Annotated in this window: 14 protein-coding genes; 4 read left to right on the top strand and 10 right to left on the bottom strand. The window is 34.1% G+C overall.

Annotation, left to right across the window (positions count from 1 at the left end; all coding sequences use genetic code 11):
* Nucleotides 1-4: 4 nt before the first annotated feature.
* Complete coding sequence (locus ACWNMZ_RS10695; RefSeq protein WP_048717690.1) at nucleotides 5-526, bottom strand: hypothetical protein; 522 nt, start codon at nucleotides 524-526, stop codon at nucleotides 5-7.
* A gap of 472 nt (nucleotides 527-998) precedes the next feature.
* Between ACWNMZ_RS10695 and ACWNMZ_RS10690 the strand changes: the two genes are divergently transcribed.
* Entirely contained in the window at nucleotides 999-1313 is a 315-nt protein-coding gene (locus ACWNMZ_RS10690) for a hypothetical protein (RefSeq protein WP_031534095.1), read from the top strand.
* 85 nt (nucleotides 1314-1398) lie between these two features.
* On the opposite strand, the gene ACWNMZ_RS10685 is transcribed toward ACWNMZ_RS10690, so the two are convergent.
* The 5 genes from ACWNMZ_RS10685 to ACWNMZ_RS10665 all read right to left on the bottom strand — a co-directional run bounded on the left by ACWNMZ_RS10685 (nucleotide 1399) and on the right by ACWNMZ_RS10665 (nucleotide 6138).
* Nucleotides 1399-2172, bottom strand: coding sequence for a Cof-type HAD-IIB family hydrolase (locus ACWNMZ_RS10685; RefSeq protein ID WP_251627375.1), 774 nt, complete (start codon nucleotides 2170-2172; stop codon nucleotides 1399-1401).
* A 17-nt stretch (nucleotides 2173-2189) separates the two neighbouring features.
* Complete coding sequence (locus ACWNMZ_RS10680; protein WP_251627377.1) at nucleotides 2190-2981, bottom strand: ABC transporter ATP-binding protein; 792 nt, start codon at nucleotides 2979-2981, stop codon at nucleotides 2190-2192.
* 271 nt (nucleotides 2982-3252) lie between these two features.
* Nucleotides 3253-3519 carry a phosphocarrier protein HPr gene (locus tag ACWNMZ_RS10675; RefSeq protein WP_251627379.1) on the bottom strand — a complete coding sequence of 89 codons (267 nt, stop codon included), beginning with the start codon at nucleotides 3517-3519 and terminating at the stop codon, nucleotides 3253-3255.
* 125 nt (nucleotides 3520-3644) lie between these two features.
* The gene (locus ACWNMZ_RS10670; RefSeq protein ID WP_031534087.1) at nucleotides 3645-4397 is read right to left on the bottom strand and encodes a gamma-glutamyl-gamma-aminobutyrate hydrolase family protein; all 753 of its coding nucleotides are present in this window, start codon (nucleotides 4395-4397) and stop codon (nucleotides 3645-3647) included.
* A 184-nt stretch (nucleotides 4398-4581) separates the two neighbouring features.
* Nucleotides 4582-6138, bottom strand: coding sequence for a bifunctional metallophosphatase/5'-nucleotidase (locus ACWNMZ_RS10665; protein ID WP_031539909.1), 1557 nt, complete (start codon nucleotides 6136-6138; stop codon nucleotides 4582-4584).
* A 256-nt stretch (nucleotides 6139-6394) separates the two neighbouring features.
* Between ACWNMZ_RS10665 and ACWNMZ_RS10660 the strand changes: the two genes are divergently transcribed.
* Nucleotides 6395-7357, top strand: coding sequence for a D-2-hydroxyacid dehydrogenase (locus ACWNMZ_RS10660; protein ID WP_031539911.1), 963 nt, complete (start codon nucleotides 6395-6397; stop codon nucleotides 7355-7357).
* Nucleotides 7358-7409: 52 nt separating this feature from the next.
* On the opposite strand, the gene ACWNMZ_RS10655 is transcribed toward ACWNMZ_RS10660, so the two are convergent.
* The 3 genes from ACWNMZ_RS10655 to ACWNMZ_RS10645 form a co-directional block, all read right to left on the bottom strand.
* A complete protein-coding gene (locus tag ACWNMZ_RS10655; protein ID WP_031539913.1) occupies nucleotides 7410-8258 on the bottom strand; it encodes a metal ABC transporter permease in 849 nt (282 codons plus the stop codon).
* Nucleotides 8195-8911, bottom strand: a complete 717-nt coding sequence (locus ACWNMZ_RS10650) for a metal ABC transporter ATP-binding protein (protein ID WP_235250365.1) — start codon at nucleotides 8909-8911, stop codon at nucleotides 8195-8197. Before ACWNMZ_RS10650 ends, ACWNMZ_RS10655 begins: the two co-directional genes overlap by 64 nt.
* A gap of 863 nt (nucleotides 8912-9774) precedes the next feature.
* Nucleotides 9775-11001 (bottom strand): coiled-coil domain-containing protein, encoded by a 1227-nt coding sequence (locus ACWNMZ_RS10645; RefSeq protein ID WP_031539916.1) that lies wholly within the window; start codon nucleotides 10999-11001, stop codon nucleotides 9775-9777.
* A 672-nt stretch (nucleotides 11002-11673) separates the two neighbouring features.
* On the opposite strand from ACWNMZ_RS10645, the gene ACWNMZ_RS10640 reads away from it, so the two are divergent.
* Both ACWNMZ_RS10640 and minD read left to right on the top strand, forming a co-directional pair.
* Nucleotides 11674-12798, top strand: a complete 1125-nt coding sequence (locus ACWNMZ_RS10640) for an NAD(P)/FAD-dependent oxidoreductase (RefSeq protein WP_251627381.1) — start codon at nucleotides 11674-11676, stop codon at nucleotides 12796-12798.
* A 560-nt stretch (nucleotides 12799-13358) separates the two neighbouring features.
* Nucleotides 13359-14132 carry a septum site-determining protein MinD gene (minD, locus tag ACWNMZ_RS10635; protein WP_048717691.1) on the top strand — a complete coding sequence of 258 codons (774 nt, stop codon included), beginning with the start codon at nucleotides 13359-13361 and terminating at the stop codon, nucleotides 14130-14132.
* 32 nt (nucleotides 14133-14164) lie between these two features.
* On the opposite strand, the gene ACWNMZ_RS10630 is transcribed toward minD, so the two are convergent.
* Nucleotides 14165-16609: an SH3 domain-containing protein gene (locus ACWNMZ_RS10630; protein WP_251627382.1), complete on the bottom strand. Its 2445-nt coding sequence runs from the start codon at nucleotides 16607-16609 to the stop codon at nucleotides 14165-14167.
* Nucleotides 16610-16679: the final 70 nt, after the last annotated feature.

Here is a 16679-nt window from a genome sequence, read left to right as displayed (position 1 = left end):
TTTCCTAAATTCCGTTATTACGGACTACATAAGCAACATTCTCTTTAATCTCTACTACAACCGTTTCCTCACCAAAGCCAATTTCTTCATTATAAAAGCTTGCTGCGGTCTTAGAAATATTACCGCTTATACTCTCAATTAAAATTTCTCCATATCCATCTTTCGGAATAGCAGTAATCACTCTGCCAATTCTCCCTTTTAATGATTCATCATTGTAAACCAATGACTCCTCTGCATTGGCAAGTGGGATAAATACAAAAAAATGTAAACAGCTAGAAACAATGAGTGCAATAACTGCTGAAATAGATAGAATCATAACACTATTGATATCGGAATACTTTTCCATCAAATAGCCACTTGCTGCTAATATCGTAAAAAAAGCAAGGATTAAAGTGGGATTGAAGACACCAATATCTCCGCCAAATAAATCTGATAATAATAATGTTAAAATGACACATATTCCCGATCCTATTAATACGGTTAAATAAATGGTGGGAAGATCAAAGCCGAATATTTCCATATACATCATTCACTTTCCATTTTTTAAATTTTATTATGTGGTCACCTAATCATTCCTCCTTCATGTTATTTCTTATCAAATATACGATTAGAAATAAAAAAGGTTTCAGGAATATTTATAAAAAACAAATTCACCCTATTCATTTTTCCTTTCCATATCCATTATGCCTCATATGTTGTAAGAATCGATCTTTCTCGCAGTTCCCCTAGAGATGCTACGATTATTCAAGCGGTTCCGTTATTCTCATTAATTGCTTTTCCTATAAAAAGCAACATTCTTTTAGAAAACACCTTTCCTAACAATAAACTACATCAAAAAAGGGAAAACGATATTACATTCAAATTTTCGTCATCTTTATGTTTTTGTTTCATATCATAATTTAGAGGAAATTTCATATATATCAACCTATTATTACATCTGCCATTGATACCGTTTTAGCAATTATTTTTAACGAAAAGGGGATATTGTGGAGGCGCATATGAAAAGTACGGAAAAACACGACGAAAAGAAAAATAGTATTAGCAAAAAAATCATCTATTTTTTAGGTTCCATCTTACTCTTAACTACCCTATTTGGAGGCTATATTTTCTCAGATAAATATTTTGCTAGTGAGCCCAGAACAGGAAAAGAAGAATTCGGAGAAAAAGTAGTTATCACCTTACCAAATGGAAAAAAGGTATTTACCTACGAAAACCTAATCGTGAAAGAAGATGGCAAACTTCTTTATAAAGGGGAACGTAATACCATCGATTTATCAGGTGGAGTAGTAGTGTATGAAGATTGGAAAGACTAGATTATCCTTTTCATTCTAAGCTGTCAAAAGACCAAAAAATAACATTTGACAGCTTTTCTTCTATGTATAAAAAAAATGTCCCATACTAGATTAAACCAATTTCTTTCAAACCATAAGAGAGACCGCCTTCATTCACATGCTTTGTGACCATTTTCGCAAATGGTTTAACATCTTCATGAGCATTTCCCATCGCTATCCCCATACCTACATACGAGAGCATTTCTTTATCATTTAACCCATCTCCAAATGCCACAGCCTCCTGAGGATCGATATTTAATCTATTTAAAATTTCCACTATTCCTGCTGCCTTTGACCCACCAGTGGGGATAACATCCATTGATAAAGGATGCCAACGTACAAAGTGAATCGTTGAAAAAGTTTCTTCATATAAATTTTCATCTTTTTCTTCACAGAAAAGCAAGCATTGATAAATATCCGCCTCCTTCCAAAAATCTTTTCGATAGGATGGCGCATTTAATTTCAATGACTGAAAGGATTCAATAATATGAGCATGCTCTTGATGATTTGCACAGCATTCCTTACTTCCTTGAAATACTAACGGATGATCATTTTTTAAAGCAATTTGTTCTAATTTCTCTAGCGTCTCTATCGGAATCGGTTTTTTATATACCTCCTCTTTCTCATGAACAACGTACGAGCCGTTAAAAGAGATATATGATGTTAAATTTAATTCAGCTAATATATCTGAAAAGAAATACGGTGCTCTTCCTGTTGCTAAAACGATGGGAATATTGCGTTTCTTTAACTCATTAATTGCTAATTTTGCATCATGAGGTATTTTTTTCTCCTCATTCACTAACGTTCCATCTATATCTATAAAGACAATTTTATAAGCCACAATCTATTCTCCCTTTCCTAATTTTCGATCAGTGAGCTCTTTTTTCTAGCCAAAAGCGGCCGTTCGTTATTCCAAATAACTTCAACTGGTAACGAAAAAAAGCTACTCATATTTTTGCTCGTTAATATATCCTTTGTATAGCCAGAGGAAAATTCCTTACCTTCTTTCAAGAGAAAAGAGTGGGAAAAAACCGGCAATATCTCTTCCACATGATGTGTAACATAAATGATGCTTGTGTCCTCGTTTACTATCTTTGAAATGGTGTCCAATAATTGTTCCCTTGCCAAAAAATCCAAGCCAGTTGCTGGTTCATCCAAAATAATAAGCTCCGGATCCAGCATTAATGCTCTTCCAATAAGAACCTTTTGTCTCTCACCTTGCGATAAGCTATTATATGGTCTGTCAGCATATTCCAAACTACCTAACTGCTTCATAATAGCAATAGCTCGATTTCTGATTTCAGTTGTCGGTGACTCATATAAACCAATAGACGCATAAGCGCCACTTAGCACGATTTCAAATGCACTGTCAGATTCATATAATTTTTGTTGCAGACGATTTGATACCAATCCAATTCTTCTTCTCAGTGCTCCCCCTAATTCAGATTTCCCAAATACCTTTCCTAGAACTTCCATCTTACCTTCTGTTGGATGATAATAGGCACAAATCATATTTAATAAAGCTGTCTTACCGGCACCATTAAGACCATATAAAATCCAATTCTCCCCTTTTTTAATCTCCCAATTAATATGTTGTAGAATCCACTGTCCATTTCTTTTTAAGCCCACATCATCTAATTTTACAATCATGCCAATCCTCCTATTCCCTTTTCATTTTACTAAAAATTCTCATATTATGTACAGAGAGAAATGGAGATAGCGAATATATAGAAACGAACGCATCCATGAAATGCGCTATTTTATCATTGAAAAAAAACAAAAAAAGATCTAGCTTTTGTAATGTAAAGACAACAAAAGTCAGATCTTTTTTTGTTAATATCGAAATGTAAACGCTTTAACAAAGCTACAAAAAAATAAATGAGAGTGACCCCCATTTCAGAGGGTCATTGAAGCATAAAGATTAACCAACTAATCCTTCTTTTTTAAGGACAGTTTCTACACCTTCTACTGCTTCTACTTCATCTTCGCCAGTTGCAGAAATAGTAATTTCTCCACCCTTTGGTACACCTAGTGACATTACGCCCATAATAGACTTTAAGTTTACAGATTTACCTTTGAAAGAGATTTGCATATCAGATTTGTATTTACTAGCAGTGCTTACTAATAATGTTGCTGGTCTTGCATGAATCCCAGTTTCATCAATTACCGTAAATGTTTTTTCGCTCATTGTTATGCCTCCTAAGAAAAAATTGTCTTACCTTATTATTTTAGCTGATTTTAGGAGTTAATACTAACTTTTTTTTCATCTTTTTCTTTTTTTGCCTTTATCTTTATCTTCATGACTGTTTTTTCTTATGACTTCATTTTATGTAACATGTTCACTTTTTCTAGTTTTGCTCTCTTTATAAATTCAGCAAAAATTTGATTCATCTTTTCATTGGTAGATGCCATAGATTCAGGATGCCATTGTACTCCCAACAAAAAATTTTGATAACTCTTATGCTCGACCGCTTCAATGATGCCATCCTTACTTCTTGCAACCTCCACTAAATCCTTTGCTAACATATCAATCGCTTGATGGTGAATGCTATTTACCCTTGTTTTCGTTTCTCCTATTATAGATGCTAATTGACTATCTTCTTTTATGGTTACAAAATGAGTATCCCAGCTTCTTTTCACAGATTGAGTATGTTTAATACTATCTTTCACTTGAGAAGGAATATCTTGAATTAGTGTTCCCCCTAAAGCAACATTTAATATTTGAATCCCTCTGCATATTGCTAGTATTGGTTTATTTGTCTCCATCGCTCTATTAATTACATTTATTTCCACTTTATCCCGCAGGAGAATGGTATCCCCGATATTTTGATGTGGATCTTCTCCAAATGTAATAGGATCTATATCCTCTCCACCACTTAGAATAACGGCATCACATAGATCTACCATTTCTACTGCAAGATTCTCTTCCACAAACGGAAGAATGATCGGCAACCCACCATTGGCAGCAATTGATTTTTGATAATCATGATGAACGTATGTACCTTCCATGAATTTATTTTTAAATATATAAGCACCTGTTATCCCTATTATCGGTTTACTCAACATCTTCATCCCCTGACGCTTCTATTTTTTTAATATTAACAATATTAAAAATGAAATAAAAGGGCATGTCAATAAACTTGTCTAAAAGAATAATAAAAAATCAGCTACTATCGATAGACCCACATATATTCTCTCGACAATAGCTGACTATTTTACCCTATAGACTTGCTTTCAGCCCTAAATATAATCACCAAATAACTTTCCAATTATGATTACAAGTAGCGGGTACAATTTTTCGCTCCATTATATAATTTGCAAGTAATTCTGAAGCATCAAATTGAATCTCTCGGACAACAGGTTTATTCTTAAACATAAAGAAATCACCGCCACCCCCAGCTCGATAATTATTCATTACCACTTCATAAATAGCTTCCTCATTTATTGGTTTGCCTTCAAAATCTAGCTGAATGACTCTTTGTCCATGAGGTTTTGTTATATCAAGTGTATATTCAATACCCTCCCACATATCATAGTTATAATGCTGTGGTTTAGGATAAACAAAGGAAGGATTTACTATTGGTTCACCTTCCTCATTCAAAGCAAAATATTTGGCGCTTTGCTCAAGTGCTGCACGAATATCTTTCCCAGTTAAAGCTAGTACTTTGAATGTATTAGGATAGATATAATTGGAAACAATGTCTCTCATTGTCACATTTGGTTTAAATCCAGGGGATTCATTATTAAAGAGTGCCGTATTACTGATTTTTACATTCGCAGCTTCCATTTGCACTTTATTAATAAATTCAATGAGCGGACTATCTGCTAAGCGAATCTCCATTGGATCTTTTACAAGCATATCTCCATCAATATGTCCTATTGGCGTATCCAGCCATTTTTGTGTACTATCTTCATATTCTTTTGCTAACATAAGGATTTCTTCATCTGCATCCACATCTGCTACTGATAATAATTCGGAGTCTTTCTTTATTACCTCCCCGTTTTCATCAAGCACCAATGTTATTTTGCCCACAAATTTTCCATTATTACTTGGCTGTATAATTTCTGTGCCATTTATATTACCAGTTAATTCTCGATGTTGATGGCCAGTTAATAGCACATCAACACCATCTATCTGTTTGCAAATGCTATATCCCTGATTCTCCCTAGTCAATACTTCCGTTGGCTCTCCCGTTTCCAGATTCCGTTCAAATCCACCATGATAGGAAATGACAAGAACATCTGGCTGTTCTTCTTTATTAATAAAATCTACCCATTTTTTTGCACTATCGAATGCATCATTAAATTGAAGTCCTTTGATATTCTTAGGGTTTTCCCAATTCGGAATATAGTGCGTTGTCAAGCCAAGAATTGCAATTTTAAAGCCATTAATTCTTTTAATCAAATAAGGGGTACCTAAAAACGGCTGATTTGTTTTTTCTTCGACAATATTCCCACAAAGCCAAGGAAAATTTGATTCTTTTACAGCACTTTTTAAAATAGTTAAACCGTAATTAAATTCATGATTTCCAATAACAGCCCCATCATATTTTAATTGATTTAAGATTGTTATCATTGGATTTTTTTTATCTGCTAAAAAATTCACATAATGGTATGTTAAAGGCGTACCTTGTATTAAATCACCATTGTCTATTATAATCGTATTTGGATTCTTTGCCCTTTCCTTTGCTATAATAGTAGCAACTTTTCCTAGGCCCACATCAGATGGCGCATTATTCCCATAGTTCACTGGAAATATATTTCCATGGACATCACTTGTTAATAAAATAGTTACTTCTGTATTCAAGATTTCATCTCCTGTTACTTTATTTCATCATCTACTTCCATTCATTAACTTCCACGTACTTACTCATTAATAGCATTTTCATTATAGCAAGTTCATCCTTCAATAACTACTTATAATTCTTTATATTTCAACTAAATTAGTAATTCCTCCAAATAGAAAGCATAGAATCATTTTAAATAAGCAAAATAGTTCCAATTATCTTATAATTTGTTACAATAGTAATAATACAATCAAATAATAAAGGAGTGTCCCCCATATGAATAGCAGAAAAATATTAATTACCCACCCCCTCCATCCTTCTCTATTGGAAAAAGTTAAGTCCCAATTCTCTGCATGGCAAATTATTCATGCATCAAAACAGGATGAATGGCAAGAGCATTTGATTGATTCTGAAATAATTGTTGGTTGGAGAAATAGTTTTGATATGCAAAGCATTAACCAAAATGACCAGCTCAAATGGATTCAAACATGGAGCGCTGGTATAAATACCCTTCCATTAGATCAATTAAGTAAAAAAAATATTTTTATAACAAGCGCAAACGGAGTACATAGCTATCCAATTTCTGAAACGATTTTCGCTCTCCTACTAGGATTAACAAGAAATATTCATACATATGTTCGAAATCAGCAAACAAAAAAGTGGGATGGTACCGATATCAAGTTGGAAGCTCATAAAAAAACGATTGGCATTATTGGCGTTGGGGCAATCGGGTTAGAAACAGCTAAAATTGCGAAAGCATTTGATATGCATGTCATCGGTGTAAGAAACTCGCTGAAACCGACAGACTATGTGGATAAATTATACACTTCCAATCAACTAGCTGAAGTACTTCCAATATGTGATTATGTTGTTGTCACTCTTCCTTTAACTGATGATACATACCATTTATTCCAAAAAGAACAATTTCAGCAAATGAAAAAGTCAGCATTCTTTATTAACATCGGACGTGGAGAAATTGTGAAAGAAGATGATCTAGTTGAAGCATTAACAAGTGGAGAAATATTAGGTGCGGGATTAGACGTCTTTGAAACAGAACCATTACAGCAATCAAGTCCATTATGGGATTTAGAAAATGTCATTATTACTCCTCACACATCTGGTTCTACAGAGCATTATAGCAGTAGAGTGATAGAAGAAATATTTCTACAGAATGCAAATTACTATCTAAAAGGAGAACCACTCCCGATTAATTTAGTAGACTACCATAAAGGATATTAACTAAATAGATAAAAAGAGGAGCCAGCTATTAATAGCACTGACTCCTCTTTTTTTACCCTACTTTTTTATAATTTTTCTGGCTTGATGCACGACGAACTATCATATAAACCTTTTGACTTAAGAAACCTATAAGCAAGATAACTACCAATAATAACGTTATCGTTGCTCCAGGAGGAGTTCCTAAATGATAGGATGAAAATAAACCAGTAAAAATACTAACTGCCGCTACTAAAATGGCAACAATAAACACCCATTTAAAACCTTTTACTAATTTAATGGAAAAAGCAGAAGGTAGTACCAACAGGGCAGAAACTAATAATACTCCAATAGTTGGTATAATAACAGAAATTGCAATACCCGTTAAAATGCTAAATGCAATAGATAGCATACTTGTATTAATCCCACTAGTTGTAGCAGTATCTTGATCAAAGGTCATAATATACATTTGTCTCGTAAAGAAAAGAAAAAATAAAAGAATAATTCCAGTTACAATTGCTAACACATTTACTTGCTGTTTACTTATCGTAATAATACTCCCAAATAAATATTGATCCATGCTTGCCGTCATTCCACCACTTGATAAGCTCATAAGAAATAACGCAAATGACAGACCAGCAGCCATCAAAATAGCTATCGATACTTCTGAATAAGTATGATATGCACGACGCATATATTCAATCCCAATCGCCCCAGCGACAACGACTAGTAGACTAGAGAGTGTCACATTTGTTTGAAAGAAAAAACCAATCGCAACACCAGCTAATGAGATATGGGACAAAGTATCGGCCATTAACGCCTGTCTTCTTAAGACTAAATAAATCCCTATGATTGGTGCAATTATTGCAATGAGCCCACCTGCCCAAAATGCTCTTTGCATGAATTCAAGCTCAAACATCTCCATCCACCTTTTTCTCCTTTCTCTATATGAATAATCTTATCTAAATAACCTTCTACTTCATCTTGATCATGGGTTACCATGACTACCGTTCTATTATGTTCTCTAACCTGATGCTTCATAAATTCATAAAATCCTTTTCTACTATCCGCATCCATGCCTGTTGTCGGTTCATCTAAAACAAGTAAATCCGGTTCTGACGCTAGTATTCGGGCAATCACAATCTTCTGTTTTTGTCCTCCAGATAACTCTCCTATTTTCTTATTTCGATACTCCCACATTCCAACCATTTCTAAAGACTTCTTCACTGCCTCATGATCAACTTCCTTCAGTCTCTCATAAAACTTTTTACGCTGATATCTACCTGAACGAACAAGTTCTATCACCGTGCTCGGGAATCCAACATTAAAAGAAGAGATTTGCTGCGGAACATAACCAACTGTTAATTTTTTTTCCTTCGAATTAAGCTTACTTATTTTCACACTGCCTGACCAAGGTTTAAGCAAGCCCAATAATAACTTTAAGAGTGTAGATTTACTTGCACCATTCGGGCCAGTAATCCCAACAAACTCACCACTTTCTAATTCAAAAGAGACATTTTCAAGAGAAGGGACATGCTCATATCCAAATGTAATTTTTGATACTGTCGCCAGTTTCATAGTAATTACTCCTTTCCATTTGTAATTCACGTCATCAATTCATTATTTAAATAAAAGCCGATTAATCTAAGATATAAAACCATACCATGTCAAAGAGGCTAGCTTGGTTATACCGATTTTTATATCAATGATTGATATAACATATATCTCCGTGTCCATCCACTGTCGAGACACATCTAAACTTTTATAATTTTTGCCATTTCCTACAGGTATATACTCTATAACATATATTGAGTAGCTTACTTTCCTAGTTTGAGAAAGTAAATCTATCCTTTAACCATTTCGTATTCATTACGATTTAAAGAAGAAATGGAACACACCTAGTTATTCATTTATTTAGATTAATCATAAATGAAAGCTATTCCTACCTTTTTCTTTTATATATTATACATGACACTTAATAATAGACTTTTCCCATTAAGGTGTCAACATAAATCCAAACGATTCCGATTAAAAATTTTATAATAAACTTTTTAATTGGTCAAGAATTTTACCTTCTTAAGAATACTCGCTTTTATCTTCCATCATATTATCCATTTAATAATAGAGGGAAACAAATTACTATTACACTAATAATAAAAATGTCGTGAATCCTTTTAGAAAAATTGTGGTCCTTCATCCTTCACTAAAGGTTAGTTCTAGCTTAGAAAACCATTTAGGGGCTATTTACTCTCCCACCTATCCTTCTTAAACGCTCACAAGCTTGTAATTAATGTCTAACTGAAGTTGGGAGATAAATAAAAAATTAACGCATCTTTCAAAAAAAAGGCATATTTTTTTTACTAATGGGTATTATATAAGTAAACAGAACAAAAGCATTACCAGATAAAACTCACTAGTAATGCTTTCCTGAAATGATTCTATTAGAAACGAACAACTCTTCCATTAAATACAGATTTCCAATACCCGCTATTCATAGATGCTATTGCAACACCAGTAGAGCTTTGTGAACCGATAAACTTACCTCCACCAATATAGATTCCAACATGACCATCTGTTTTATATGTGTTAAAGAACACTAAATCTCCTGGTTGCATATCGCTTGTAGACACACGCGTTCCGGAGTTCTTTAAAGCATCCGTACTTGCAGGAATGCTATATCCAGCTTGTGAATAAGCCCAGCTAACAAATCCAGAACAATCAAACAATCCGTTTGCTACATCGGAAGCAGTTCTTCCACCGCCAAATTTATAAGTTGAATTCCCAATGTATTTATAACCAGCAGTAATTGCTTTTGATTTACCACCGCTTGCTTTTTCACTTGAAGTCTTACTAGCACTCCCACTGTCATTGGTTCCAACTGTCGAAGCAACCAATTGATTTAAGTTATCTTCTTCTTTTTGTTGAATCATTTTTTTAATTTGTGGCTCTACAGATTGTAAAGAACCGTATTTCTGTTCCAATTCTGCTTTACGTTCTTTATTTTCAGCTTCTTTAGCCTTTAAATCTTTTTTGGATTGCTCATTTTTCTTCTGTTGATCTTCATTTTGCTTTTGCATTTCTTCAAGATCTAACTTCGTATTATTCAACTCATCATATTTATCTTTTATTTCATTTTGCTTTGTTTCTAAATCTTCTTTATCTTTCTCATTGCTTGCAATTAAATCTTGATCTGCTTCCATAATTGTAGCAACTGCACCTACACGGTCAACAAATTCCTTAAAACTAGCAGCACCGAATAATACTTCAATATAATCAACACTTCCTCCATTTTCTTGGAAAGAACGTGCTCTTTCTTTTAATACATCATTACGCTTTTCAATTCTATCTTCTAATTCTTTTATTTTTTTCTCAAGAGAGTCAATTTCTTTCTCCGTAGCTTTCATTTTAGCCTTTGTTTCCTCAATAAGACTTTTATTTTCCTCAATTGCTTTATCTACTCTTTTAATTTGAGCCTCTAATTTTTTTAACTCTTCTTGCGTTTCTACAATTTTAATTTGAGCGTCAGAAATTTGGCTTTTTAAAGATGCTTGTTGTTGCGTAATGCTAGTTGGTTGAATCGCATGAGCATTTATTCCTGGGATCGCTAAGCTAGTACCCAATCCAAGTAATATCGTCGTATTTAGTACCACTAGTTTCTTTTTTAACATTCCATTTTCCCCCTGCACATTTATCTAATGTAGAATTCTTCTAATTTATTTATCTATGTATCTTCTTTATGTTTATGATGTAATTGGTAGAGAGACTCTTATAATATAGTATTCTCTACAGTGTAAATCAAACAATAACCCTGTTTTCGACGAAAGTTCTTTATATAAAACATCTTTCGCCACAAATAGAAGTATAACATCATAATTTGTCATTTAAGTAATAGAAATATTACAATTATATTTCTATTGTCATTTTTCTTCGTTTGTTCACATTTTTTTCACACTTTTTTCCTATATATCACTCCAAAAAATGGAAGCGACTAAATAATATTAAAATAATGAACCGTTCTTAATAGAAGTATTTTATCGTTTTATTTCGACACAACTCAACATTTTTCTTTTTTGTTAAAAAATGCGAATTTCTTTCTATTTGAACCACTATGTTATATTAGAAATAGCTCTTTACCTTGGCTGTTTTTCAATAATTGGTTTTTTAAAAGAAAATTAATACATGACAAGAAGGCATTTTAGGGATAACTCAAAGGCTAGCCCCCCTTTGCAAACAATAGGGTAACCCTTCCCATAATTTGTGATGACAATATACTTTCAAATTACGACCAACAAACTTTGAAACCAGTCCTAACTTAATATATAGAAGGAATTGATTAATACATGAAAAAAGTAATTGTAGTAGGCGGAGGGATACTTGGCGCCTCTATTACATTTGAATTAGCAAAGCGTGGAGCAGAGGTTATAGTCATTGATCGAGAAGACCAAGGACAAGCAACAAAGGCAGCAGCTGGCATCATTTGCCCTTGGAATTCCCAGCGTAGAAACAAAAAATGGTATGTATTAGCAAGAGAAGGTGCGAAATACTATCCATCCCTTGTTGAAGATTTAAATAGCTATCATCAATTACATACTGGTTATAAAAAAGTTGGTGCTCTTAGCCTTCATTCCGATCTTACAAAACTAGAAGCTATGAAAGAGAGAACATTAAAAAGAAAATTAGAAGCACCAGAAATTGGAGATGTAAATATTCTTACCTCATCAGAAGCAAAGGCATTGTTCCCGTTATTAGCTCCAGGATACGGCGCTTTACATATTAGTGGAGCAGCAAGAGTAAATGGCTGGGCATTACGAGATGCTCTTATAGAGGCTAGCAAACAATTAGGTGCAACCTTTATCCAATCATCTTGTACGCTAATTAAAGAAAAAGATACGGTAAAAGGAGTTACACTTAGTGACAACACGACCATTTATGCGGATGAAGTAGTAATTGCCGCTGGTGTTTGGGCGAATGAATTACTAGAGGCACTTCGAGTATCTTTTGACGTGAAGGCACAGAAGGGACAGATTCTGCACGTAAAGTTAAAGGATGTTGAATGTTCAGAATGGCCTGTTGTCATGCCACCACATGATCAATACTTATTATCATTAGAAAATAATAATATTGTTATAGGAGCAACACACGAAAATACGACAGATTTAACTGCCAACATTACAATTGCCGGAATACAAGAAATTATCGATAAGGCTTTATTATTTGCCCCTGGCTTGTCAGACGGGATTTGGAGTGAAGTAAAAGTTGGCTTTCGTCCATTTACAAATGACTTTCTTCCTGTGTTCGGAAGACTACAGCAATATGAAGGGATAACAATTGCGAATGGTTTAGGGGCATCCGGCTTAACAATGGGTCCTTTTATCGGGCAACAACTGGCCAAATTTGTCCTTGGATCTGCATGTGATATCGATTTATCTCCATATTCTATCGATAGTTCCGTTCAAGAGATATAATTGCCTTGTTTTAAATACGCTGCTCGATTATATTTTGTTTATTTAATTAATACCATCCGAAAAAAAAAGGATGCCTGATCCCAGCTACCTTTTTGGGAGATTCAAGCATCCTTTTTCTTTATAAGGATTACCCTTCCTTAAAATAATTTTTTTCAGATACAATATTAGGTAATTGTCCTTATTTTTTTCGTTCACAGCTAATTATATATGCTCTGTTCCAAATAAAGTGAGCCCATTAACCGTCACTCTTCACTAGGCTTTTTTCCTATTACCCATCCAAAACTCTTACAAATAGAACTCTCTCCCCTACATTAGGTTGAAATTCAATAGAATAGATAGTATTTTCTACATATGGTTCTTCGCCAATTTTCATATTAAAATTGTTCTATATTACGTTCACTTTCATTCTATTAAACGTTCTTTCTTCATTATTATTTAGGAATAATCTAGTTAACTGCAATTAGTGATTTATTGTTCGTTCACTAATGGATCATTACGAACTTACTGTTGAGAGACTGCCCTCTTTCATCAGCCTTTTTACATTTTAGGGGGATTAAAAAATGAGTCGAATAATTACTATTACTTCCGGGAAAGGTGGGGTTGGAAAAACTACAGTTACTGCTAACATCGGTATTTCCCTTGCATTAAAAGGCTATAAAGTGTGCTTAATTGATGCAGATTTTGGTTTACGAAACCTTGATATTCCATTAGGCTTGTCTAATCGAATTATTCTAGATATTTCGGATTATTTGCAAAAGCTATGTTCCTTTAATCATATAGTCGTTAAACACCGTACATTAAAGAACCTTCATTTAGTACCCGGTAGTAAAAAGCAAGTGACAGAGGTAGAATTTCTCTCGTTTGTGGAGATGCTCCAAGAAATTGATTCACTGTATGATTTTATCTTAATTGATTCTCCCTCAGGATTGGAAAGTGGATTTTTCTATGCAATAAACGGAGCCGATGAAGTTATTATTGTAGCTACACCTGATAAAACTGCATTACAGGATGCAGACAGGGTAATTGGTATACTGGAATCACAAAATAAACAGCCATTATCTCTCCTTGTAAATGGTTATAAACATAACCAGGAAGTTGATAATATCTTGCAATTATTGAATATAAATATTCTAGGAGCCATTCCTTCTGATGCAGATATTATCGCAGCTAATAACAAAGGCAATCCAATTGCATTAAACCCAAGTTTACAATCTGGAGTGATGTTTAGAAAGATTGCAAGTAATCTTTCCAAACACCATTATAACCAGAGAATTGATTTACCTTCTTATAACCAGAACTTTTTTACACATAGAAATTTAAAGCTGTCTTTTTAAAAACATTTATGATTGAAAGAACTTATAGTCTCTTACTTAGCGTTTACTTGATAGGTTGGAATTTCATAGTTTAATGTATATGTACTTATTAAACTATATAAATTATAAATTTGATTTACCTGTTTTGTTGCCCAGCCTATATCGGAAGCATACTGATGTGTTGCTGTCCCTGTTTTTTCAGCTGCATCAGGATTCCATCTCATTTTATATAAAGTATCTTGTCCAGCATTGATATAACCTTGCGCAATAAATTTTGCACCACCTATAATCGCAGCTTCAGGTGTAAACCAGCCAGCATTATAGGCATATTCGGCACCACTTGAAATAGCAGATCCATCATAGGCACCAATACCATACATGTTATAAACCATTTTACCATTAACTTCAACACCATTTGCCAAAGTAGAAGTACCATTTCCAGTCTCTAAAAGAGCATGAGAAATCAAGTATAGTTCATTAATTCCGTAAGCATTAGCCGCAGTGACAAAAGCAGATGCTTTACCAGCTAATATACCTTTACCAGCTAATATCTTACTATCTACTTCTTTATCATCCACATTTGCTTTTGCAGACAATTTAAGAAATTGCAAAGATTGGATATCACTATTAATAAAGTTATCGGGGTTTAGATAATAGGCAGTATCTTCTTTACTAGCACTAACCCAAGCCTGTGAATAATCTACTTTATACCAGTAGTATCCATCCGTTCCTTTTACTTTGGAAACAACCGTTAATACCTGTCCACTCGTTAAAGTACTAACAACAGAATAATCGGTTCCAGCACCTCCACGCAATCTCCAGCCACTACCAAGTACAGTTCCTTTTGTGGAATCAGATGTTTTGAATACAATCGCATCTTCTCTGATATATGTATCATATTTTGTATCCGTTTGTGGATTGACTTTTAATTGAATATTAGTCATGTCTTCTAAAGTCAGATTGTAATTAACATAACTCTTATTTATTGTTACATTAGTACTTCCATTATCTTTAGCCGTTAAATATTCTGTACTAACATACCCTTCCAGATTATTCACTATTATTTTGGACCAACCATTTTCTTCTGATTGAACAGTTACTACTGTTCCTGCTGCAAGCTTGCTTAAGATTGTTCCACTCGTTGATGGTGTAGCTCTCATATTTAAGCTAGAACCCGCTTGGACATTAACAATCTTTTCCACTGCTGTTGGTGCTTCCTCTGGCTGCTTGTCTTCCTCTGGATCTGTTTGGTCGTCTGTTCCATTTTCAGGGGTAGTAACACTTGTTAAGTACTCACTGCTTACATACCCTTCTAGATTATTCGTCTTAATTTGCGACCAGCCATTTTTCTCTGATATTACTGTTACTACCGTTCCTGCTGTAAGCTTTCCTTTTATTGTGCCACTTGTTGATGCTTTCGATCTCACGTTTAAATTAGATCCCGTCTGCACATTAACTTTTTTCGTGATTATTGTCGGTGACTTGTCCGAATTACTTTGTCCACTTTCTGTATCAGATGCCTCGGTAGTAGTATCGGTAATTTGCTTATCTGACAAATAACTATTGCTTACATAGCCAGTCTTTCCAGATGCATTTACTTTATCCCAGCCATTTGCGCTTGAGAGAACCGTAACCTTCGCCCCTCTAGAAAGCTTCGTTAGTACAGAACTACTCGTATTTGCTTCCTTACGCAAATTTAGCGATGAGTTTTTGGCTACATTTACATATTTTGTTGTCGTTTTAACACCTGTTTCTTTTGATTGCTCTGAATTAACCGTTGATTTTTTGTCAGCTAAATACTGCGTTGCCACATAACCTTGTTTTCCATATACTTCCACTTTTGACCAACCGTTTGATTCAGAATAAACCGTTACGCCTACATCTTTTGCCAATTTAACAATAATAGAAGCTGAATTAGACGGACTATTCCTTAAGTTCAAACTCGATCCAGTATTTACATTTACATATTTAGTTGCTGTTTTTTGTTCATTTGATGTATCAGTTGTTTTCTTTTCCTCTGTTTGATCAGCTTTTATGTATTCTGATGCAACATAACCATTTATTCCATTTACTTTAATTTTTGACCAGCCATTAGATTCCGATACTACTTCAACCTTGGTATTCTGTTTGAGCTTTGTTAGGACCTTCGCTTTAGTAGAAGCAGATTCTCTAACATTTAAGGTAGAAGACGGGTTGATGGAAACATATTTTATCGAATTTTCTTGCTTTGTAATTAAATACGTGGATGATACATATCCAGTCTTTCCGTCTACATTTACTTTTGACCAACCATTTGTTTCAGAAAGGACATTTACTTTCGTCCCAGTATTTAATGTTGTTACAATATTTGTATTCACTGATGGACCGACTCTTACATTTAATACCGATCCCTTATTCACTTCTACATATTTGGTAATGGAAGCAGCCTGAGCCTCTTCCATAAAAAGTGGAGAAGATAATGCTGCTAGAAATATACCAGGTACTACTACTTTTTTCACCAATACATTCCTCCTAGTTCTAATGTCTCAATTCATTATTAGGCATCTTTAAACCTATCACCTTATTACT

Source organism: Niallia sp. Marseille-Q9988 (assembly GCF_976954375.1).
Note: the sequence above shows the minus strand (reverse complement) of the source record. Positions and strands in the feature narration are given on the sequence as shown.

Coding starts and splice junctions, on each gene's coding strand:
- minD (WP_048717691.1), top strand. CDS start 13,359: ATGAGTCGAATAATTACTATTACTTCCGGGAAAGGTGGGGTTGGAAAA.
- ACWNMZ_RS10695 (WP_048717690.1), bottom strand. CDS start 526: ATGTATATGGAAATATTCGGCTTTGATCTTCCCACCATTTATTTAACC.
- ACWNMZ_RS10650 (WP_235250365.1), bottom strand. CDS start 8,911: ATGAAACTGGCGACAGTATCAAAAATTACATTTGGATATGAGCATGTC.
- ACWNMZ_RS10645 (WP_031539916.1), bottom strand. CDS start 11,001: ATGTTAAAAAAGAAACTAGTGGTACTAAATACGACGATATTACTTGGA.
- ACWNMZ_RS10640 (WP_251627381.1), top strand. CDS start 11,674: ATGAAAAAAGTAATTGTAGTAGGCGGAGGGATACTTGGCGCCTCTATT.
- ACWNMZ_RS10655 (WP_031539913.1), bottom strand. CDS start 8,258: ATGGAGATGTTTGAGCTTGAATTCATGCAAAGAGCATTTTGGGCAGGT.
- ACWNMZ_RS10670 (WP_031534087.1), bottom strand. CDS start 4,397: ATGTTGAGTAAACCGATAATAGGGATAACAGGTGCTTATATATTTAAA.
- ACWNMZ_RS10675 (WP_251627379.1), bottom strand. CDS start 3,519: ATGAGCGAAAAAACATTTACGGTAATTGATGAAACTGGGATTCATGCA.
- ACWNMZ_RS10660 (WP_031539911.1), top strand. CDS start 6,395: ATGAATAGCAGAAAAATATTAATTACCCACCCCCTCCATCCTTCTCTA.
- ACWNMZ_RS10680 (WP_251627377.1), bottom strand. CDS start 2,981: ATGATTGTAAAATTAGATGATGTGGGCTTAAAAAGAAATGGACAGTGG.
- ACWNMZ_RS10690 (WP_031534095.1), top strand. CDS start 999: ATGAAAAGTACGGAAAAACACGACGAAAAGAAAAATAGTATTAGCAAA.